A 22382-nucleotide genomic window follows, 5' to 3' on the forward strand; every position below is an offset into this window, starting at 1 on the left:
AAAAAATAGATCCATAAAAAATCCCGCACAATGGCGGGATTTTTTATAAAAAGTGTAGGACTATTTCTTATTTGCGATCTTCAGCTTTTACGAAATCGCGACGCTTCTCACCCGTATATAACTGACGTGGGCGACCGATTTTGAAAGGTGTGCTGTGCATCTCTAACCAATGGCTGATCCAACCAGAAGTACGAGCTAGTGAGAAGATAACGGTGAACATTGACGTTGGGATACCGATGGCTTTCAAGATAATGCCAGAATAGAAGTCAACGTTTGGATATAGATTACGCTCGACGAAGAACGGATCTTCCAACGCAATCTTTTCAAGTGCCATTGCTAATTCAAGCTTAGGATCGTTGATGCCAAGTGCGCCTAGTACTTCGTCACATGTTTCTTTCATGACTTGTGCACGTGGGTCAAAGTTTTTGTAAACACGGTGACCAAAGCCCATTAGCTTCACTTCACGGCTTTTCACTTTTTCCATGAACTCGGGCACGTTTTCAACTGAACCGATTTCGTCTAACATCTCAAGGACGGCTTCGTTAGCACCACCATGTGATGGGCCCCACAAAGCAGCAATACCAGCAGCGATACAAGCGTAAGGATTAGCACCTGTAGAGCCCGCTAGACGTACAGTAGACGTTGATGCGTTTTGCTCATGGTCAGCATGCAAAGTAAAGATCTTATCCATGGCGCGGGTGATGACATCATTGGTTTTGTAATCTACATCACCAGGCGTTGCAAACATCATGTACAAGAAGTTTTCGGCGTAATTAAAGTCGTTACGTGGATACATGAACGGTTCGCCTCGTGAGTATTTATAACTCATCGCAGCAAGCGTTGGCATTTTTGCAATCAGACGAATCGCAGTGATTTCACGATGCTCTTCGTTGCTTACGTCTAAATGTTCATGATAGAACGCTGACAACGCACCAACGACACCAACCATGATAGCCATTGGATGCGCATCACGGCGGAAGCCTTCAAAAAATTTGCGTAATTGGTCATGAACGCCCGTATGTTCGTGAATCTTCTTGAAAAAGTCTGCTTTTTGTTCACTGTTAGGAAGATCACCATGAATCAGAGCATAAGCGACTTCTAGATATTCTGCATTGTTCGCTAGTTGGTCGATAGGGTAGCCACGATGCAATAGCTCGCCTTTACCGCCATCAATGAAGGTAATTTTTGATTCGACAGGCGCTGTCGCCATAAAACCTGGATCATAAGTCCAGTAGCCAGCTTTTTGGAAAGCAGCAACTTCAATTACCGACGGGCCTAAAGTGCCTTCAATAATAGGAAGTTGGTAATCCTTACCATCTACAGTCAATGTGGCTTGATTATCAGCCATAATTTAATCTCCATTTTTTTAGCTTGTTAGAATAAAATTATCTCAGACGCATACCCTCGCGTCGTCATCAGTTAAACAAGTAATTTGAACTTAGCTCATTTGATACGCAAGGTATATTAGCAGTAATTCTTTATGATTTGAAAAGACTTTTACCAACAGTGCCTCTAATTGGCGCGGTGTAGTCGTGTTTATTCACTGTAATTTTTGTATCAAAATATGTCTGCTTGGTTATTTCGCTTAAAACTACCTTCTCTATGATGATAAGCAAAAACATATTCTTACTGGAGTTTTTGCAAAGATTTCTCAAACTAATGAATAATTTTTTATGATTATATGTGTCAAAAACAAGTAGAGCATGAGTGGCAGATGGATTGAGTTGAGTATAAATTTTCAGTCAATTAGATGATTCTAAAAATTTTTTATTACGATCCTCTATTTCTTTGTTAACTCATTGTCCTATTTCCACTATTTAGGGGATAAATTTGTAATTGTCGCTCAGTCATTTTATAATTAGAGGAATGTAACTGGCATTAGTTTTGTGCGGATTGATAAGCGGTCATGATATAATGTTGTTTAGAGCCTTCTCTATTCATAATTGGTTACGACTCTATAATGTCTTGATAGACAAGAATCGCCATTCACGGTTCAAATGTTCTTGTTAACTGTTCTATTTTTAAGTACTTGTTCCAAAGTTTGTCATGATACTAATAATGGAGCAACGTTGTTTTTATCATGATAGACAGTAAAAATAGACTAGTTAATCGATCTTACGTATGTTTATTTTCTTTGTTCTATGATAGATGGGTTGTTCTATAAACCTATCAATTTGATGAGCCATGCGAAATATTAAACAGTTTATCAATGCCTTATACCAAATGACCGTCTCTTCATATTTGGCGCAAACCAAACGAAGTCAGCTAGCTCTTCCTTACTTTATTCGTCTCGTGTGTTGCTCAGTGTTTAATACCATTTATGTTAAGCATGGCTAGCATATACAGGAGTATAACCGCAAAAAGGATGCCCGCTGTGAAAAGCAACCGACCTATTGATCTGCCTTTAAGCCAAGTGATTAGCGTTAATCGCTCACCGATTGCGATCGCCTCAATTCTGCATCGTATCTCTGGCATTATTTTATTTTTACTGATTCCTGTCATGTTGTGGTTACTACAGAACTCATTGGCGTCGCCTGAGAGTTTTGAAACCGTATTTGATAACGTACTTGTGCGCTTTGTGGCGTGGATTTTTGTTGCCTCAATCGCTTATCACTTTGTGATGGGTATCAAGCATTTATTTGCTGATATGGGCATGACTGAAGAGCTAAAATCTGGCCGTGCTGCTTCTATGGCCAGTTTTGTGATTTCAGCGATTCTAATTGTCGCGTCATTTGTATGGGTGATGTTCTAATGATAAAAAATGATTCAGGAACCAAAAGTGCTACTGGTCTGACAGGCTCTGGTTCACGCGATTGGATTGTCCAGCGTATTAGTGCTGTCGTTTTGGCTGTGTATAGTGTGGTATTACTGGGATTCTTTTTGACCCATAGTAATGTTACTTATGTTGAATGGTCGTCATTTATGACCAGTCTGCCTATGCGTTTATTTAGCTTAGTGACTATACTAGCGTTAGCTGGTCATGCTTGGGTTGGAATGTGGACGGTATTCACCGATTACATTACTTCTGGCAAGATGGGAGAAAGCGCGCCAAGACTACGTTTGGTATTACAGACTTTGATGATTATCGCCATCTTAGTGTTTCTATTTTGGGGCATCATGATTTTTTGGGGTACAGCTAGTGTTGTTGCGGTTTAACCACTAACTTATTACCGTTAATATCTATAAACCATAACGGACAGACTTATTAGTATTATGTGCAGCTGACATATGAGTTGTCCGTTAGAAGCCAAAAATAGTCATAGCATTGGGCTGGTGCTGGTTTAACCAATCATTCAGATTATTAATAGATTAGTAACTGAGTGAATATAGAGTTGAGCGAACTTAGCCTAATATAACGATAGATATGCAATTTAAGTGGTCAAAGGCGATTTGTATCATCCGCTTGAATAAGTGCATGTATTGACCGCATATAAAGATGTGAGTCCTGCAATTCGATGATGTTCAAAATAGCCTTTTTATTTACTTTTAAGCATTAACAGGCATTAGGAAAACCGTAATGGCAACTAGACAAGACAATACCATCAGTAACATTAAGACCCTAAACTACGATGCAGTCATCGTTGGTGGCGGTGGCTCCGGTATGCGTGCTTCACTACATTTGGCGGAAGCAGGTATGAAGGTTGCAGTTCTGACCAAAGTATTCCCAACGCGCTCGCACACTGTTGCCGCTCAAGGCGGTATTGGTGCAAGTTTGGGTAATATGAGTAACGACAACTGGCATTTTCACTTTTATGATACCGTCAAGGGATCAGATTGGTTAGGTGACCAAGATGCTATCGAATACATGTGCCGTGAAGCGCCAAAAGTTGTTTATGAGCTTGAGCACATGGGCATGCCGTTTGACCGTAATGAAGATGGTACGATTTATCAGCGTCCATTCGGTGGTCATACCTCAAATTATGGCGAAAAGGCCGTTCAACGCGCTTGCGCTGCAGCTGACCGTACAGGCCATGCGTTGCTACACACGCTATATCAGAAAAACTTACAGCAAGGCACTGAGTTCTTTATCGAGTGGATTGCTCTTGACTTGATTAAAGACGAAGCTGGCAACATCAATGGCGTCGTTGCGCTTGAACAAGAAACTGGTACAGTGGCTGTATTCCAGTCACCAATCACTGTTTTAGCGACAGGCGGTGCAGGTCGTATCTTTGCTGCCTCAACCAATGCTTATATCAATACTGGTGACGGTATCGGTATGGCAGTCCGTGCGGGTATTCCACTACAAGATATGGAGTTCTGGCAGTTCCATCCAACCGGTGTCCATGGCGCTGGTGTACTGTTAACTGAAGGTTGCCGCGGTGAAGGTGCTATCTTGCGTAATAAAGATGGCGAAGCGTTCATGGAACGTTATGCACCAACCGTGAAAGACTTGGCTCCGCGTGACTTAGTATCACGCTCTATGGACCAAGAGATCAAAGAAGGTCGTGGTTGTGGTCCTAATGCCGATCATATCGTCATGGATATGACGCATTTGGGTGTAGAAACCATCATGAAGCGTTTACCATCAGTATTTGAGATTGGTAAAAACTTTGCCAACGTTGATATCACTAAAGAACCTATCCCTGTTATTCCAACCATTCACTATATGATGGGCGGCATTCCAACGACGATTCATGGTCAAGTGATTGTACCTGATCTAGAAGCTGGTACGGATGAAGATGGTTTATATGCAAAAGGCAATGTGGTTAAAGGTCTTTATGCCATCGGCGAATGTGCTTGTGTCAGTGTTCATGGTGCCAATCGTTTAGGAACCAACTCACTACTTGATTTATTGGTATTTGGTCGCGCGGCTGGTAAGCATATCGTTGATGAGTTTCATCATGCTGACCACAATTATAAACCACTAGATCCACGTGTACTTGATTTCACAGTGCGCCGTTTAGACAAGCTACAACAGTCAACTGAAGGATTTAATGCGCAAGATGTTGCGGATGAGATTCGTGCGACCATGCAGACACATGCCAGTGTATTCCGTACACAAGCCATGATGGATGAAGGTGTTGAGAAGATCTTAGCGCTGGGTGAAAAAATAGAAAAAATTCATTTGGCTGATAAATCACAAGTATTTAATACAGCCCGTATTGAAGCTTTTGAAGTCGCTAACTTGTATGAAGTGGCAAAAGCCACGATGATATCAGCAGCGAAGCGTCATGAAAGCCGCGGTGCTCATAGTGTGTCTGACTATGATCGTCCAGAGGATGATGATTATGCACCAAATGGCCGTAATGACCATGAGTGGATGAAGCATACTATATGGTACTCTGAAGGCAACCGTATCATTTATAAGCCAGTTCGCAAAGTGCCATTAACGGTTGATTATATTGAACCAAAAGTTCGTGTCTATTAAGTTTAGACCGTGCGTTTGATGTAACGATCCGCGTAAACGTTTTATCCCTTATTAATTTATTAAAAGGTGACCGCCAGCTACATGCCCATGCCAGCGCTATCATACTATTGGTCTGTATTTATATCGATTATCAGTACCGACTTATAGATAGATAGCGTTAGTATGTTGCAATCTTTGTATGCCCGCCATCACCTATGTGTGGAGTTTAGCATTATGAGCCGAGGTACTCGCACCATCGAAATCTATCGCTACGATCCTGATCTGGACGCAGCACCGCGCATGCAAACTTATACGATTGAGCTACTAGAGTCAGATCGTATGTTGCTTGACGTGTTATTACGCTTGAAAAAGGAAGATGAAACGCTCACCTTCCGTCGCTCTTGCCGTGAAGGCATTTGTGGCTCTGATGGCGTCAACATCAACGGTAAAAATGGTCTAGCCTGCCTAATCAACATGAACACGTTGCCAGAAAAAGTCACGGTTCGCCCATTACCAGGTTTACCAGTAGTTCGTGATTTGGTTGTTGATATGAACCAATTCTATGAGCAATATGAAAAAGTACACCCGTACTTAATCAATGACCAACCAGCGCCACCGACAGAGCGTCTGCAGTCACCTGAGCAGCGTGAAAAATTAAACGGTCTATACGAATGTATTTTGTGTGCGTGCTGTTCAACCAGCTGCCCATCATTCTGGTGGAACCCTGAAAAGTTCTTAGGCCCATCAGCACTATTGCACGCGTATCGCTTTGTTGCAGATAGCCGAGATGGTGATACTCAAGCGCGTTTGGCGCGTTTGGACGATCCGTTCAGCCTATTCCGTTGCCGCGGCATCATGAACTGTGTATCAGTTTGTCCAAAAGGCTTGAACCCAACCAAAGCCATTGGTCATCTACGTAGTCTGCTGATTGACCAAGCCGGTTAACTGTTTATAAGCATAAGATATTTTATCAATGTCATACGAAAACACCACCTGGTCATTAGGTGGTGTTTTTTTGCCTGTCATACTCTAATGCTATTTAAAAACTTCTATCAAGTTATGGAAGGTTATAACAATGAAAATAATGATATATATTTGAAGGTAAGGCTGTGCTTACAATACGTTGGTCGTGTGTAAGAATACATGATATACAGGCAAGCAATCTATATAATTACTAGGAGAAAAAAGCATTCGCTAAGAGATATTAGCGTAGTTAAATGGTAGAATACCGAAGCACGTTGGTAGACAACTTTCTTGCTAGAAAAATGACTATTTATTTGAATTTCTGCTATCTATAGATGTATCAGAAAAACTTTAACTTCAGATAATGTGTTTAAAATGATACTAGGTATTCATTACATAAATATCTAGTATTGAACAAACAAACTATGTCATAAAAAGTAGCCGTGGTATTCTATACGGCAGTGTATGTTTGGCTGATAACAAATAATATCTTAGAAATGCCAAAGTATATCGATATCAATGATTGGTTTATAAGCTGATTAAAAGCATTAACAATTGAGTGATATTTTATTATTGATAAATTGTTTATGCCTGAAAATAGTATATATAAATTAATGTTTTGGAACGAGTCAGATAAGAAAACTGAACGTTCACAAATAATTATATTTTTACTAAAAGTATTGCACTAACGCTTGTTCATGACCATTTAGCATTACCGATTATAGTAGTTAATGCCATTAGAAGTAAGTGACATCAGATTTATATAACGGTAAATTTTTATCGAATGATGCTTGATCTCACTAGATATAGTGTCAAATAGCTAGCACAGAACAGATTACACAAGAATAAGCACGATTCCATTCATTTATCTATCAAAATAGACGATTATTATGAATAGTATAACTAAAGAAGCAGTGAGTCTTTCCCATACAGAATTGGCTGCTGATAATGCCAGCTATGTAGAAGCCCTTTATGAGCAGTACTTAAACGACCCTAATAGCGTGGGTGAAGATTGGCAAACGTATTTTGAACAATATAAGTCGCCGAACGATGCACACCATAATGCTATTAAAGATCAGTTTTTATTGCTTGCTCGCAATCAAACCGCCAATAAAGGTAGTGCTCAAACTACCGATTCAAACGCCAACAACTCAGCTAACTGTGCCGATCCCAAACAAATGGGTGTACAACAGTTAATTTCGGCCTACCGTCGCCGTGGTCATCGTCGCGCTAAGCTTGATCCATTAGATTTGCATCCACGTGCCGAAGTGGAAGATCTAACGCTGGCTTATCATAACTTATCAGAAGCAGATCTTGATACTGTATTCCCTACCAATGATTTGAACATTGGTAAAGATGAAGCGCCCTTACGTGAAATTATCGAAATCATGGAACGGGTCTATTGCCGTTATATTGGTGTCGAATACATGCACGTAACTACCAGCACCGAAAAACGCTGGATGGAAAAGTATTTAGAAACCAACTTAGGTTATATCAAGTTCGATAAAGAAAAGCGTTTGTCTATTCTTGAGCGCTTAACGGCAGCAGAAGGTTTAGAGAAATATCTGGCACGTAAATATACAGGTGTTAAGCGTTTTGGTTTAGAAGGGGGCGAAAGCTTCATTCCTGCTATCAATGAAATCATTCAACGTGCTGGTAACTATGGCACCAAAGAGATGGTCATTGGTATGGCGCACCGTGGACGCCTAAACTTATTGGTAAATATATTGGGTAAAAACCCTGCCGATTTGTTTGATGAGTTTGACGGTAAAGTACAGCCAGAAAAAGGCTCAGGTGACGTTAAATACCATAATGGTTTTTCATCTAATGTGATGACACCAGGCGGCGAAGTGCATCTGGCTTTGGCATTTAACCCATCGCATCTTGAAATTGTCGCCCCTGTATTGCAAGGTTCAGTACGCGCACGTCAAGTTCGTCGTAATGATGAGCCTTTGACGGGAGATACAGATGGCAATTCAGTATTGCCAATCGTCATTCATGGTGATGCAGCATTCGCTGGACAAGGTGTCGTTCAAGAAACCTTCCAGATGTCACAAACTCGTGCTTATACCACTGGCGGTACAGTACATATTGTTATCAATAACCAAGTTGGCTTTACCACAAGTCGTCAAGAAGATGCTCGTTCAACAGAGTACTGTACTGATGTTGCTAAAATGGTTCACGCGCCGATTTTGCATGTGAACAGCGATGATCCTGAATCAGTCGTGTTTGCCGCGCAGTTGGCATTAGATTATCGCCGCGAATTTGATAAAGACATTATCATTGATTTGTTCTGTTATCGCCGTAATGGTCATAACGAAGCGGATGAGCCGTCAGCAACTCAGCCTCTTATGTATGCTGTGATCAAAAAGCTACCAACGGCACGTACTCTTTATGCGCAAAAGCTTATTGAAGATGGTGTCTTGAATGCTGAAGAAGAAAAACAGTACGAAGATGACTACCGTGAGTCTTTAGACCGTGGTGACTACGTTGCCAACTCATTAGTCAATGAGCCTAACGAAACGTTATTTGTCGATTGGAAACCTTATCTGGGTCACGATTTAGTCGATGAATGGGACACCAGCGTAGATATTGAGAAGCTCAAAGCTTATGGACGCCGTATGGCTGAGATGCCAGAAGGCTATAAGTTACAGCGCCAAGTTCAAAAGATGGTAGAGCAACGTTTGGCCATGCAAACTGGCGAAGAACCCTTGAACTGGGGTGCGGCTGAGACATTGGCTTATGCTTCATTGGTAGACAATGATGACGTATTAGTACGTATTACAGGTGAAGATGTAGGCCGTGGTACGTTCTCACATCGTCATAGTGAAATCTACAATGTCAACGATGGTAGCATGTATGTGCCATTGGCTCACATGAGTGAAACACAAGCCCGTTTTGCAACTTATAACTCATTGCTATCAGAAGAAGCGGTGTTGGCCTTTGAATATGGTTATGCAACTACAGTACCAAACGCATTAATCGTTTGGGAAGCGCAGTTTGGTGATTTCGTCAATGGCGCTCAGGTAGTCATCGATCAGTTTATCGCCAGTGGCGAAACTAAGTGGCAGCGCGTTTGTGGTCTGACTATGTTATTGCCGCATGGCTTTGAAGGTCAAGGCCCTGAGCATTCATCTGCTCGTCTTGAGCGTTTCTTACAGCTATGTGCTGAAGACAACATGCAAGTAATTACACCAACCACGCCTGCGCAAATTTATCATGCATTGCGTCGTCAAGCTGTACGCCCAATTCGCAAACCATTAATTGTCATGTCACCGAAGAGTTTGCTACGTCATAAGTTGGCAACGTCGAACTTAGAAGAGTTGGCTAATGGTAAGTTTGAAACCGTACTACCAGAGATGGACGATCACAACGCAGATAAAGTAACGCGTATGGTGCTATGTGGCGGCAAGGTTTATTATGATTTACTTGAACAGCGCCGTGCTTTAGGGTTAGACCATGTTGCTATTGTTCGTATTGAGCAGCTTTATCCGTTGCCAGAAAAACGTCTGATTGCTGAGATTGAGAAGTATAGCAACTTGGCCGAGATCGTATGGACGCAAGAAGAGCCGCTTAATCAGGGCGCTTGGTATTATTTAGCACCGCATATGTTCCGTATTGTTGTACCGCACCCAACCAAGGCAAAAGTCATGGAGCCAGTAGCACGTCCTCCTAGTGCTGCACCTGCGACAGGCTCACCAAAAATACACGCTCAGCAGCAGCAAGCGTTGATCGCTGGTGGACTTGGTATAAGTGTCGACGAGCTGTCTAATTAATAGATTATAGAAGATAAATGAATCAGGCGATGACAGGCAGTATTATTTAATACAATATGAGTAACACGATTTAAATAGTACTGACTGCTTATCACGACTTAATAATAAGTATGAATATCCAAATCTAAGGAGTATATCGATGGCTGATATCAAAGCCCCCGTTTTTCCAGAATCGGTTGCCGATGGCACAATCGTTGAATGGCATGTTACTGAAGGTCAGCAAGTAAATCGTGATGACCTATTGGCTGAAATCGAAACTGATAAAGTCGTATTGGAAGTTGTAGCGCCTGATAATGGCGTTCTTACTAAGATCGTTAAGCAGGTTGATGATACGGTTCTATCTGACGAGCTTATCGCTGAATTTGAAGCGGGTGCCAGCGCCAGTGCAGATACTGCTCCTGCTGTAGATCCAGATCAACCAGCAGCGCCTGTACAAGCGAAGCAAGCCACTGATGGTGGCGAGCCTGTACAAGTGACAGATAAGAAAAACGAAGCTGACCACAAAGATCAAAGCCCAGCAGTCCGTAAAGCGGTTAAAGAAAGCGGCGTAGATCCTAAAGAAGTTGAAGGTAGTGGTCGTGGTGGCCGTGTCACTAAAACAGATATGGCAAATCCAACGTTGAAAGCAGACAGCAGTATTAAGTCTGACAGTGGCCGTCCAGTCGCTGAATCAATGGGTGAGCGTACTGAAAAACGTGTTCCAATGACACGTCTTCGTAAGACAGTGGCGAATCGCTTGCTAGCAGCTTCCCAAGAAACTGCAATGTTGACTACGTTTAACGAAGTTAACATGAAGCCGTTGATGGACATGCGTGCTAAATATAAAGACCAGTTTGAGAAACGTCATGGCGTACGCCTAGGCTTTATGTCATTGTTTGTGAAAGCGGCCACAGAAGCTCTAAAACGCTTCCCAGCAGTGAACGCTTCATTAGACGGTGACGACATTGTTTATCATGGTTTTTATGATATCGGTGTAGCCGTATCTTCAGATCGTGGTTTGGTGGTTCCAGTATTACGTGATACAGATCGCATGAGCATGGCGGATGTTGAAAGCCGTATCCGTGAGCTTGGTGGCCTTGCTCAAAAAGGTAAGCTTGGTCTAGAAGACATGACTGGTGGTACATTTACCATTTCAAATGGCGGTGTATTTGGCTCATTGATGTCAACGCCTATTCTGAACCCACCGCAAACCGCTATCTTAGGTATGCATGCTATCAATGATCGCCCAATGGCAGTTGATGGTAAAGTCGAAATCTTACCAATGATGTATCTTGCTCTATCTTATGACCATCGTATGATCGATGGTAAAGAAGCAGTACAGTTCTTAGTAACTATTAAAGAGTTGGTCGAAGACCCAGCCATGCTACTACTAGACCTGTAAGCTTTTAAGCTTGTATTGGCAACCGCTAATACAAGCTTTTTAACTTTAGTATAGATACCGGGTTTTGTATAAACGATCGATTGATTCATTAAAACAATGAATTTTTAATTGTTTATTATCTTTTAATGATGAATAAGAATGTAGTTTACTAACATAGTATATTGACTATAAATTAAGACCATTTTTTATCCATTACTCTGATAACCCGTAATTCGCATGACAAATGAAATTAGAACTTAGAATTTAAAAAATAGGAACGTACTATGAAAGACAATTATGATCTAGTCGTCATCGGCGGCGGTCCTGGTGGTTATGAAGCCGCTATCCGTGCAGGCCAATTGGGTATGAGTGTTGCTTGTATCGAAAAACGTGTTTATAAAGGTGAGCCTGCACTTGGCGGTACTTGCTTAAACGTTGGTTGTATCCCATCAAAAGCATTACTTGATAGCTCGCATCGTTATGAAGCCACCAAACACGATCTTGGTGAGCACGGTATCAGTACTGGCGACGTAGCCATCGATATCGAGCAAATGATTGCACGTAAAGAAGGCATCGTTAAGCAATTGACGGGCGGTGTTGCTGCATTATTAAAAGGCAATGGTGTTGACTGGCTACAAGGCTGGGGCACATTGGTTGATGGCAAAGGTACTGACAAAAAGGTGAAATTCACTGCTTTAGAAGATGACAGTGAAACTACCATTACTGCCAAAAACGTCATTCTTGCAGCAGGTTCTGTCCCTATTGAGATTCCAGTTGCTAAAACTGACGGCGATCGTATTGTTGATTCTACTGGTGCCCTTGATTTTACCTCAGTCCCTAAGCGTTTAGGCGTTATCGGTGCTGGTGTTATCGGCCTTGAGCTTGGTTCTGTATGGCGTCGTCTGGGTGCAGAAGTAGTCGTTTATGAAGCGCTTCCAAGCTTCCTTGCTGCTGCTGACAAAGATATTGCCAAAGAAGCTGGTAAGATGCTAACAAAGCAAGGTCTTGATATCCGTGTTGATACCAAAGTAACCAATGCTGAAGTAAAAGGCGATCAAGTGGTCGTTACCAGTGAAAGCAAAGGTGAGTCATCTGAAGAAAGCTTCGATAAGCTTATCGTTTGTGTTGGCCGCCGTGCTTACGCTGAAAAATTACTCGGTGAAGACAGTGGTATCACATTGACTGAACGCGGCCTGATCGATGTAAATGATCAATGCAAAACCAATCTTGATGGTGTATATGCTATCGGTGATTTGGTACGTGGTCCTATGCTTGCGCACAAAGCGATGGAAGAAGGCATGATGGCCGTTGAGCGCATTCATGGCGAAAAAGCTCAAATTAACTATGATACGATTATCAATGTTATTTATACGCATCCAGAAATCGCATGGGTTGGTTTGACTGAACAAGAAGCCGAAGAAGCGGGTTATGAAGTTAAAACTGGCTCATTTAACCTAGCGGCCAACGGTCGTGCACTTGCACAAAGCGAAGCCCAAGGTTCTATCAAAGTTGTTGCTGATGCCAAAACAGATCGTCTGTTAGGTATGCACGCTATTTCTGCTGGTGCAGGCGACATCGTCCATCAAGGCATGATCGCAATGGAGTTTGTCTCTAGTATCGAAGACTTACAGCTAATGACTTTTGCGCATCCAACTATTTCAGAGGCGGTGCATGAAGCTGCTCTGTCTGCAGATGGCCGTGCTATTCACGCCATTCAGCGTAAAAAGCGTAAGAAATAAGTAGTTATTTTAATAAGTACCGACTTATAACCTGATCGCGGTGTCACTGTTTAAGGTGTCGCTGCGATCATAAGTGTATTGGACGTATGTCTATGTGCACTTGTTTTCACTTTTTATTAATTGTAAAAAATAAAGGATACAATCAATGAATCTACATGAGTATCAAGCAAAAGAGCTATTAAAAAGCTACGGACTGCCTATCCAAGAAGGCATTATTGCCTATAACGGCGATGAAGCTGCTGCAGCTTTTGATAAGACGCCAACTGACATTGCGGTTATCAAAGCGCAAGTACATGCTGGTGGCCGTGGTAAAGCAGGTGGTGTAAAACTGGTTAAAACTCGTGAAGAAGCCAAACAAGTTGCTGAAGAACTTATCGGTACCAATCTAGTAACGTTCCAAACTGACGCTGATGGTCAGCCAGTTAACTTTGTATTGGTTGCAGAGGATATGTATCCAGTACAAACTGAGCTATATCTTGGTGCAGTAGTTGACCGTGCTACGCGTCGTGTGACTTTCATGGCATCTACTGAAGGCGGCGTTGACATTGAAGAAGTAGCGCACAATACTCCAGAAAAGATCTTTAAAGTGAATGTTGACCCATTAGTTGGTCTACTACCTTTTCAAGCGCGTGATGTTGCGTTCAAGCTAGGTCTAGAAGGCAAGCAAATCAATCAATTCGTTAAATTGATGACTGGCGCTTATAAAGCATTCATCGAAAACGACTTTGCTTTAATGGAAATCAACCCATTAGCCGTTCGTGAAAACGGCGAAATCGTTTGTGTCGATGGCAAAATTGGTATCGACTCGAACGCTCTTTATCGTTTGCCTAAAATTGCAGCGCTACAAGACAAAACACAAGAAAATGAGCGTGAGCTTAAAGCGGCTGAATTTGACCTAAACTACGTTGCTTTAGAAGGCAATATCGGTTGTATGGTTAATGGCGCTGGTCTTGCAATGGCCACGATGGACATTATCAAATTGTATGGCGGAAAGCCTGCTAACTTCTTAGACGTTGGCGGCGGGGCTACTAAAGATCGCGTAGTAGAAGCGTTCAAAATCATCCTAGAAGACAGCAGTGTTGAAGGTGTTCTAATCAACATCTTCGGTGGTATCGTACGTTGTGACATGATTGCAGAAGCCATTATCGCTGCAATTAAAGAAGTTGACGTAAAAGTACCTGTTGTTGTACGTCTAGAAGGTAACAACGCTGAAAAAGGCGCACAGATTCTAGAAGAGTCTGGTCTAAAGCTTATCTCAGCTCAAGGCCTATCTGACGCTGCTCAAAAAATTGTAGATGCTGTAAAAGCATAATCCTTTAAATGTAGGTGCTTAAGCATCGTAGTCAAAGCGTGATAGCAACTTGTTGGTATAAAAATAGATCGCTTTTAATTATTGATCGATAAATCATCAAGTGGTTATCACAAGACAACCGAATACAAGGAAAAAATAATGAGTGTATTAATCGATAAAGATACCAAAGTATTGGTACAAGGTTTCACTGGTAAAAACGGTACGTTCCATTCTGAACAAGCCATCGAATACGGTACTAAAGTTGTTGGCGGCGTAACGCCAGGTAAAGGTGGTCAAACTCACCTAGGCCTACCAGTATTCAACACCATGGCGGAAGCCATGGAAGCGACTCAAGCTGACGCTTCTGTTATCTATGTACCAGCACCATTCGTACTAGATTCTATCATTGAAGCAATCGATGCAGGCGTTAAGCTGATCGTTGTGATCACTGAAGGCGTACCGACTATCGATATGCTAAAAGCTAAGCGCTATCTTGAAGCGGCTGGCGATGTACGTTTGGTTGGTCCTAACTGCCCAGGCGTTATCACTCCAGGTCAGTGCAAAATTGGTATCATGCCAGGTCATATCCATCAGCCAGGTAAAGTGGGTATCATCTCGCGCTCTGGTACATTGACTTATGAAGCCGTTGCACAAACGACTAAGCTTGGTTTTGGTCAGTCGACTTGTATCGGTATCGGTGGTGACCCGATTCCTGGTATGAACCAGATTGACGCGTTAAAACTGTTCCAAGATGATCCACAGACTGAAGCGATTATCTTAATTGGTGAAATCGGTGGTACTGCTGAAGAAGAAGCAGCCGCTTACATCAAAGACCATGTCACTAAACCAGTTGTTGGTTACATCGCTGGTGTTACTGCTCCTGAAGGCAAGCGTATGGGCCATGCCGGTGCTATCATCTCTGGTGGTCAAGGTACTGCTGAAGAAAAATTCAAAGCCTTTGAAGATGCTGGTATCGCTTACACGCGTGATCCATCTAAACTTGGTGAGAAGCTAAAAGAAGTTACTGGTTGGTAATGTAGGGAGATACCTACACTTTAACTACCAAAAGTTCATTGAAATGACACAAAGACACCCCTACAATGGGGTGTTTTTTTATAACTAAACTAAATTGGAATTGATAATGAAGTTAAATAAGCTGCTCGTATTTTTTGATAAAGAAAAAATATCAGATATCAAATACCAAGTTGACAAGGACTCCACCTTGTCGATATTAGGATACAATGTAGTATTAAATAAAAAAACAAGAAAACTCATTCTCAAACCTAGACAATCTCTTATAGATTCTAACTATACTCCCAAAATCATTAAAAATAGATTGTCATCCGATGATATTGATAGTAATTATCTTAGCAATGTTCTCAACAGTGACAACGCTAAAGTTGTAACTCAAGTTAAATCACCTCTTTCTCTTAAAATAGATGATAAGCCTTTAAGTCAAATTACTAAGAATTTAACAAGTAAACTGAAGCATGAAGCTTCAATATCTCAAAAGAATCAGATATTAAAATCTATTAATGAAAAAATCTACTTAGAGAAGTTATATGATAAAAATCAAAGTTTTTTGGATCTATTCATAGTCAACTTTGATTTTGAAAATTTGCAAAACGTAATAAATAATCTCAAGAAACAGGGCGACAGTGATTCCCTAAATTATACTATTAATAGATTAGTTGCTTTAAATGAAATATATAAATTTCCTTTTGATAAAATGGTAAATCTTTTAGAAACCTCTGGAGATATTCAAAATACTAAAGACTATTTGCTTTGGGAGTATACAAGACAGGTCTCTGAACAAAAAGTGTTGCATAAGTTATATGTTATATCTAAAAAGTACGGAATATATCTTCTTGAGTTATGGAGTTTATCTGAACTAATAAAGATAGATAGAAGTAAGTATATAGACAATTACGAAGAACTTTTAAACGTCTTAAATAGTCTAAATGTTTTTTATGAGCCAATAAAAAGTCTTGCTCAATTATCAGACTTTAGTGTAAATAAAGAAGTTCTTCTAGTATCTCATGTTTGTAATAAGATTTTGAAAGACGCCTCTTCTGGTTTAAAGCCAACTAGCTTTGATGCTTCTCGGATTGTTATTGTGGGAATGCATCAAGGTACTGGAGGTTCACCTCAAAAAGCAATGAGGTTAGCATCCTGTCTTAATAGTTACACAGACAAAAACGTGACTTATATTTCTCCATCATTAGCTCCGAATGGAAGCGCAATACAAAATACTGAATTGGTCAATTCCGTATCAGATATAATTGTACTGGATGACATAAGTGTAGAAGGGGACGAAAACCTCAATAGTTATGGTATCAATGAAGCTTATCTTAACAGGTTATATCCAAAGTACCGTAAAAACTCTATTATCAAGTTTATCAAAGTATTTGATGAAATAAGACCTGAAATTGTACATATTATTGGTACGTTGGAGCTAGAGATACAAGCAGCTATGGCTGCTATTATTGTTGGTATTCCTAAAATTGTACTTAATCCTGGGATGATGAATCCTACAGAATATGCTGTGACTTCTCAGCATATTTTAGAATGTAACTTCAATAAAGATATATTACTCAATATTTTAAAACACGAAAATGTCAAACTATATAATAATTCGTATATATCGGCAAATAGCTTCGACAGATGGCTTGGATTAGATAATACCGATACACTTGAAAAAACTGGCGTACTATACAATGGTATTCATATACCAGAGAAGCTAATAGAAGTCAATGAAGTTGAACTACTAAGACACCAGTTAATGGCCAGCGAAAATGATTTATTAGTTGGTATAGTAGGCAGGTTAGCTTATGAAAAACTACCTTTTAACGTCTTAGAAGCCATAAAAATAATTAGTAAAAAAAGAGCTGATATAAAATTTGTTTTTGTCGGAGATGGTGTTCTAAGAGAGTCTATGGAGAACTTTATTAATAGTAATGGACTCGAGGAGCAGGTTTCCATATTTGGTTTCACTTCAGATATGCCAGTTATGTACAGCGCTATGGATCTATGTGTACTGATTTCTTTAGCAGAAGGAATGCCAAATGTGTTGTTAGAGGCACAGAGCTTCGGTGTACCTGTTTTAACTTCTGATGTAGGTGGATGTCGTGAAACTATTATAGAACAAGTTACTGGTTCTACTCTTCAAAACAATGATCCTAAAACTATAGCAAAAGGTATTTTGAAAATATTTAATGATCGACTTTTTATGGAATCATCTTCTGTAGAAGCAAAAAAATGGATTAAAGAGAATTTTTCAATGCCAGAAATGGTGAAAAATGCAACAGATATATATAATCAATACTAAAAATAAAAACTAAATTATATATTTCATTTTTTTAAATTAAAGTCAGAATGAGGTTTTAAATGAAAGTTAATCATAATAGCTTAGCAGAGAAAGATATATTGTCATCATTAGCACAACTTAGATTGCAATTGACCACATTAGATATAGAGGAGAGTATCAAAACTTGCCGTTATTTAAGAATAATGGAATTACATAATGAATCATCATTATTAATGTATGCTAAGAGTGCGTCAAAAATAGGTATTATCGAAGAGTCTCTATGGGCATTTGAACAACTTAGTAACATGTATGAAGCTAATTTTGGTATCGACTTTCTCGTTAACTACTATACATTTTTATACAAAACGAGGAATGCTGACGTTGCTGCGAAGCATTATATTGAAAAAGTATTACTTAATAATAGAGTAAACAATAAAGTATTCAACGGTATCAATGACTTTATATATAAGAAATATAATATAGATTTTTTGGATAGTTTATTACTTATACTAGAAGATGATAATATTGAATTTCCTGAGCAAAGTTTAGAAAAGCTGGGAAAACTAATTATAAATCTGAGAAAATTAGGATTAAGATATAGTTTTCCTTTAGGTAAAATAATAGAAAAAAATGATAAACATTTTTTTATTAATTTGTTCGATATAGAAGATAGACTATTATTCATAGACGAAAGAAATAATTCAGAAAGAAATGAAGACAGTTATTATAAGGTAGAACATAGCATAGGAACTATTTTTAGCTTATTTGTTAGTAACCGTGAAATAAAGTCCGAAAAGCCCTACAAAGGGGAGAAGATTGGGTTTTTTACAGATACTTTAGAAATGGGTGGTAATGAAAGGAATGCAGTTTTTACCGCAATAGAGTCTAAGCACAGTAAAGTATACGAAAGTACTTTCTTATTACATTATTCAGATCAAGAGATAAATAATCACTGGGCCGACATCATATATAAAAATAATTTAGAAGTTATTAATATAAAGGGAACGCCAACGGTAACAAATAAATCTTGGATTAATTTTAGAATAGAATTCATTGATAGAGTATTTAAAGATTGCGATGTGATTATTAAAGATTTCACCATACAATTAAAAGCTGCATTTGTAAAGTTGGTCGAGTTAGATTTAGATCATATTCATTGCTTTTGTTCTGATACCAGATGTATTATTATTGGTATTGCTGCTGCATTAGCAGGAATACCAGTAATCTCTGTCAACCCTGGCAGTATGTCACCTGCAAGTAGACCTAAAATTAGACCTGAGGTCGAATATCTCTTATCTTCAGGTTACAAAGCATTATTGAAAATAGCAAATGTAAACCTTTTCTTTTGTTCGATTGCAGCTTGTGTAGACTATAAGACTTGGTTAAAGCAAGAAAGTTCTAGTAAATTTAATGTAAATTATGTAAGTATAATTACTGACAATATATCGAATTCTACAGTAAGTTTAGATAGGATGAAATTACCTAGGAAAAAAGATAACGAAGTAGTAATTGTAGGTTGTTTTAGATTTCATCCCGTAAAACGTCCGTTTTTATGGATAGATATTGCATTATATATTGCTAAGCGCCATAGTAATGTGACTTTTTACCTAGTAGGGGATGGGGCATTACTAAAAGAATGTAAATCGAAAGTAAATGCGAGTCCTTATGCAGATAGATTTAATTTCTTAGGCGCTATACAAGATCCAAGCTATATTTATGACTACTCCGATATCACTTATATGACCTCTGTTTCTGAAGGACTGGGGAATGTAATATTAGAAGCTGAGAGCTTTGGGGTAGTACCCGTAGTACCTTATGTAGGTGGAATGCCAGAAACTATAGTACATGCTAAGAATGGGTACGTTACTGAGTTAGATGAAGAGAATCCGGTAGACATGATTCACTATTTGGAGCTTTTAATAGAGAATAAGAAATTAAGGAATAGTTGTTCTGAATATGCGGAATACTTTGTTAAGGCCAATTTTGGTCCTAATACTATGTTAAACAATGTCTTATCTGTAAAGAGAAGTCAGACGTCTATGTTAGAAAATTTGGACTATCAACATGAAACAATTAAGTAATAATGGTTTTGACTTTTTTTTTAAGGGATATGAAAACTTATACGTATGTTTTTCAGGATTTTTCCCTGACGAAAAAGGTATACCTGTCTTTGAGTTCAAAAATATGATGAGCAATAGCGGTTCTTCTTGTTTATTTATCAAAGATGTTTTTAAATGTTGGTATCAACTGGGAGTTGATGGTCTAGGAACAAGTTTACAAGATACGATAGATTTTCTTGCAGAGTTTATTAAGCCTTATAAAAATACGGTCTTTATCGGTAACTCAATGGGTGGATATGCTGCTATATTATTCGGATTACTAATAGAACCTACTAATGTAGTTGCTATTTCTCCTCAATCATACTTAAAAAATGATGAAGTCTTGAATGACTATAGATGGGAGACTTACTTTGAAAGAGCAAGAAAAAATAATAAAAATGTTTCTTTCTTAGATCTTAGAGAGATTGATAAAAAACCAGATTGCAAAATAGCACTTTACTACAGTTTTAATGATTTACTAGATAAATCACATATTGATTTATTAGAAAGTGTTCATGACGTTCAAAAAATTCCTTGTTATGGTACTACACACTCAAGTCTAGTAAGTAAGTTAAATTCCAATAACTTACTTTCAAAGATTATTTTTCATAGTTCAAAAGATGTAAACTGTCATACTTCTTTATTTCCCAAAGGTAGAATTGTTTTTTGATAAGCCACTTCTTCTTCTATTTTTTTGTAGAGTTGCACCGTAGAAAATTTTTCTAGATTGAACCTATCCATATTTTTCTTAATTTTCATGAACTCTTTATTGTTCTCTACCATTTTCACAAGACAATTATAGAGTTCATGACTATCTTCACATAAATAGCCGTTAAAGTTATGTACTATTATCTCTTTACTTCCTCCGGCGTCCAAACTTACGCAAGGTATATTGTAAGATAGAGCTTCCATAATGCTATTCGAAAGCCCTTCTTCATTAGACATACTGACATATAGGTCAAAGGTAGGATAAATCTTGGTAGGATCTTCCTCATTTTCTAATAAGTGTACTTTAGAATGCAAATTTAACTTTTTTACTGATTCTTCTATTGGTGTACCAAGCAATTCATCCGAATAAATATACATTTCTACTGGAACATTGACGTTATTCTCTAATTCAGAAAATAATTTGATTAAATTTATTATATTTTTCGAAGCAGTATTTCTGCCAACGAAGCCCAATCTCATGATGGTGGCCTTAGGATCTACACTAATGACTATATCTGGCTTATCAACAACATTATAAATTTTTACGATTCTATTATACGGTAAAATATTTTGGTAAGATTTTTTTAAATAATCACAATTTACTATAATGCTCATCTCATTTTTATATAGTTCGTATATGTTCTGTATTAAATTATACTTATTTAACCTGCTACTAAGACCTTTTGAACTTAGAGGAGGTTGGCTTCCTATCCTAATATAATTATAGGAATTTCGACCTATGATCTTATTCGCTATTAAATTACCGAGACCGCAATAATGCATTGATGAGACGATATAGGAAGGGTTATAAAATAATTGATCTACCGCAGCGTTGAAAACATACTTTTTTAAAGTAGTATTTTTGATTAACCTAATGGTGGCTTTGTGTTGAGAGCTTAATCTGGCTCCCTTATACTTTTCGAAATCAAATGATTTTTCTTCAGAATAAGTAAGCTTTGCAGTACGCTCCGCATTTTGGAAATAATTATTAACAGTATTATATAAAATATGAAATTGCTTTTCTGCCCCTCCAACTTTGCGCTTTTCTATATTAAATAATATGCTAGAATCTGTAGAATCTGTAGAATCTGTAGAATCTGTAGAATCTGTAGAATCTGTAGAATCTGTAGAATCTGTAGAATCTGTAGAATCTGTAGAATCTGTAGAATCTGTAGAATCTGTAGCCGAAATAAAATTAATTAATCCTAGATCGTCTTCTATACTTTTATCTGTTTGTAATCTTATATAATTTATTTCTTCTAAAAGCAACTCATTGAAATAACAAGATTTGTGATTAAGAATATAATATCTTCTTCTTGGGACTTCATAGTTTCCATTAGATAAAATATTAAAATCTGCAACTGATTTTTTACCGTAATTTTTTTTAATAAACTTTTTTAAGTTAATCTGACTATTTAAATGATGATTGTTTAGTGCAAGAGAAATTCCATAGAATTTTAATAAATAAGTAAAACCGAAATCTATTATTTTTCGCCATTTCTTATTAAATTTCTTATAATTTACTTTTAAAATATCTATGAAAGTTTCATCTAAATCTAGATCTACCATTTTTCTAATAATTAAATAAAAATTATATCTTATAACATCATTGTCTTCTGAATTGAAATAATAATTCAAAAAAGGCAGTATGCGACTTTCTCGCAAGAAGTTTAAATCTGTTGAAAAATAAAGTTTAATATCGTTATTAATACTGTTATATAATAAATTTTTGATATTTATATGTTCTGCAAAAATAGAATAAATTTTTAAACTGGAGTCTTTCATAAATAAT

14 protein-coding genes are annotated in these 22382 nt (G+C 38.4%); 12 read left to right on the forward strand and 2 right to left on the reverse strand.

Annotated features, from left to right (window positions below; genetic code table 11):
• Positions 1-67: 67 nt before the first annotated feature.
• Positions 68-1348 (reverse strand): citrate synthase, encoded by a 1281-nt coding sequence (gene gltA / locus ACT3TH_RS05210; RefSeq protein WP_444754794.1) that lies wholly within the window; start codon positions 1346-1348, stop codon positions 68-70.
• Between the two features lie 1017 nt (positions 1349-2365).
• Between gltA and sdhC the strand changes: the two genes are divergently transcribed.
• The 12 genes from sdhC (at position 2366) to ACT3TH_RS05270 (ending at position 20552) form a co-directional block, all read left to right on the forward strand.
• The gene (gene sdhC, locus ACT3TH_RS05215) at positions 2366-2752 is read left to right on the forward strand and encodes a succinate dehydrogenase, cytochrome b556 subunit (protein WP_444754795.1); all 387 of its coding nucleotides are present in this window, start codon (positions 2366-2368) and stop codon (positions 2750-2752) included.
• A gap of 2 nt (positions 2753-2754) precedes the next feature.
• Positions 2755-3156 (forward strand): succinate dehydrogenase, hydrophobic membrane anchor protein, encoded by a 402-nt coding sequence (sdhD, locus tag ACT3TH_RS05220; RefSeq protein WP_444755114.1) that lies wholly within the window; start codon positions 2755-2757, stop codon positions 3154-3156.
• Between the two features lie 361 nt (positions 3157-3517).
• Positions 3518-5368 carry a succinate dehydrogenase flavoprotein subunit gene (gene sdhA / locus ACT3TH_RS05225; protein WP_444754796.1) on the forward strand — a complete coding sequence of 617 codons (1851 nt, stop codon included), beginning with the start codon at positions 3518-3520 and terminating at the stop codon, positions 5366-5368.
• Between the two features lie 213 nt (positions 5369-5581).
• Positions 5582-6292 carry a succinate dehydrogenase iron-sulfur subunit gene (locus ACT3TH_RS05230; RefSeq protein WP_444754797.1) on the forward strand — a complete coding sequence of 237 codons (711 nt, stop codon included), beginning with the start codon at positions 5582-5584 and terminating at the stop codon, positions 6290-6292.
• A 908-nt stretch (positions 6293-7200) separates the two neighbouring features.
• Positions 7201-10086 (forward strand): 2-oxoglutarate dehydrogenase E1 component, encoded by a 2886-nt coding sequence (locus ACT3TH_RS05235; RefSeq protein WP_444754798.1) that lies wholly within the window; start codon positions 7201-7203, stop codon positions 10084-10086.
• 139 nt (positions 10087-10225) lie between these two features.
• Positions 10226-11467, forward strand: a complete 1242-nt coding sequence (gene odhB, locus ACT3TH_RS05240; RefSeq protein WP_444754799.1) for a 2-oxoglutarate dehydrogenase complex dihydrolipoyllysine-residue succinyltransferase — start codon at positions 10226-10228, stop codon at positions 11465-11467.
• Between the two features lie 263 nt (positions 11468-11730).
• Positions 11731-13185: a dihydrolipoyl dehydrogenase gene (gene lpdA, locus ACT3TH_RS05245; RefSeq protein ID WP_444754800.1), complete on the forward strand. Its 1455-nt coding sequence runs from the start codon at positions 11731-11733 to the stop codon at positions 13183-13185.
• A gap of 145 nt (positions 13186-13330) precedes the next feature.
• A complete protein-coding gene (gene sucC, locus ACT3TH_RS05250) occupies positions 13331-14497 on the forward strand; it encodes an ADP-forming succinate--CoA ligase subunit beta (protein WP_444754801.1) in 1167 nt (388 codons plus the stop codon).
• Between the two features lie 138 nt (positions 14498-14635).
• Positions 14636-15511, forward strand: a complete 876-nt coding sequence (gene sucD / locus ACT3TH_RS05255) for a succinate--CoA ligase subunit alpha (protein ID WP_444754802.1) — start codon at positions 14636-14638, stop codon at positions 15509-15511.
• A gap of 106 nt (positions 15512-15617) precedes the next feature.
• Positions 15618-17804 carry a glycosyltransferase gene (locus ACT3TH_RS05260; protein ID WP_444754803.1) on the forward strand — a complete coding sequence of 729 codons (2187 nt, stop codon included), beginning with the start codon at positions 15618-15620 and terminating at the stop codon, positions 17802-17804.
• 59 nt (positions 17805-17863) lie between these two features.
• Positions 17864-19864, forward strand: a complete 2001-nt coding sequence (locus ACT3TH_RS05265; RefSeq protein ID WP_444754804.1) for a glycosyltransferase — start codon at positions 17864-17866, stop codon at positions 19862-19864.
• Positions 19848-20552 (forward strand): hypothetical protein, encoded by a 705-nt coding sequence (locus ACT3TH_RS05270; RefSeq protein ID WP_444754805.1) that lies wholly within the window; start codon positions 19848-19850, stop codon positions 20550-20552. The genes ACT3TH_RS05265 and ACT3TH_RS05270 overlap by 17 nt, the downstream gene beginning before the upstream one ends.
• Here ACT3TH_RS05270 and ACT3TH_RS05275 read toward each other — a convergent pair.
• A complete protein-coding gene (locus tag ACT3TH_RS05275) occupies positions 20513-22375 on the reverse strand; it encodes a glycosyltransferase (protein ID WP_444754806.1) in 1863 nt (620 codons plus the stop codon). The two genes, ACT3TH_RS05270 and ACT3TH_RS05275, sit on opposite strands and share 40 nt — an antisense overlap.
• Between the last annotated feature and the right edge of the window lie 7 nt (positions 22376-22382).

The sequence above is a fragment of the Psychrobacter sp. AOP22-C1-C5 genome (assembly GCF_052378885.1).
In the GTDB taxonomy this organism is placed as follows: domain Bacteria; phylum Pseudomonadota; class Gammaproteobacteria; order Pseudomonadales; family Moraxellaceae; genus Psychrobacter.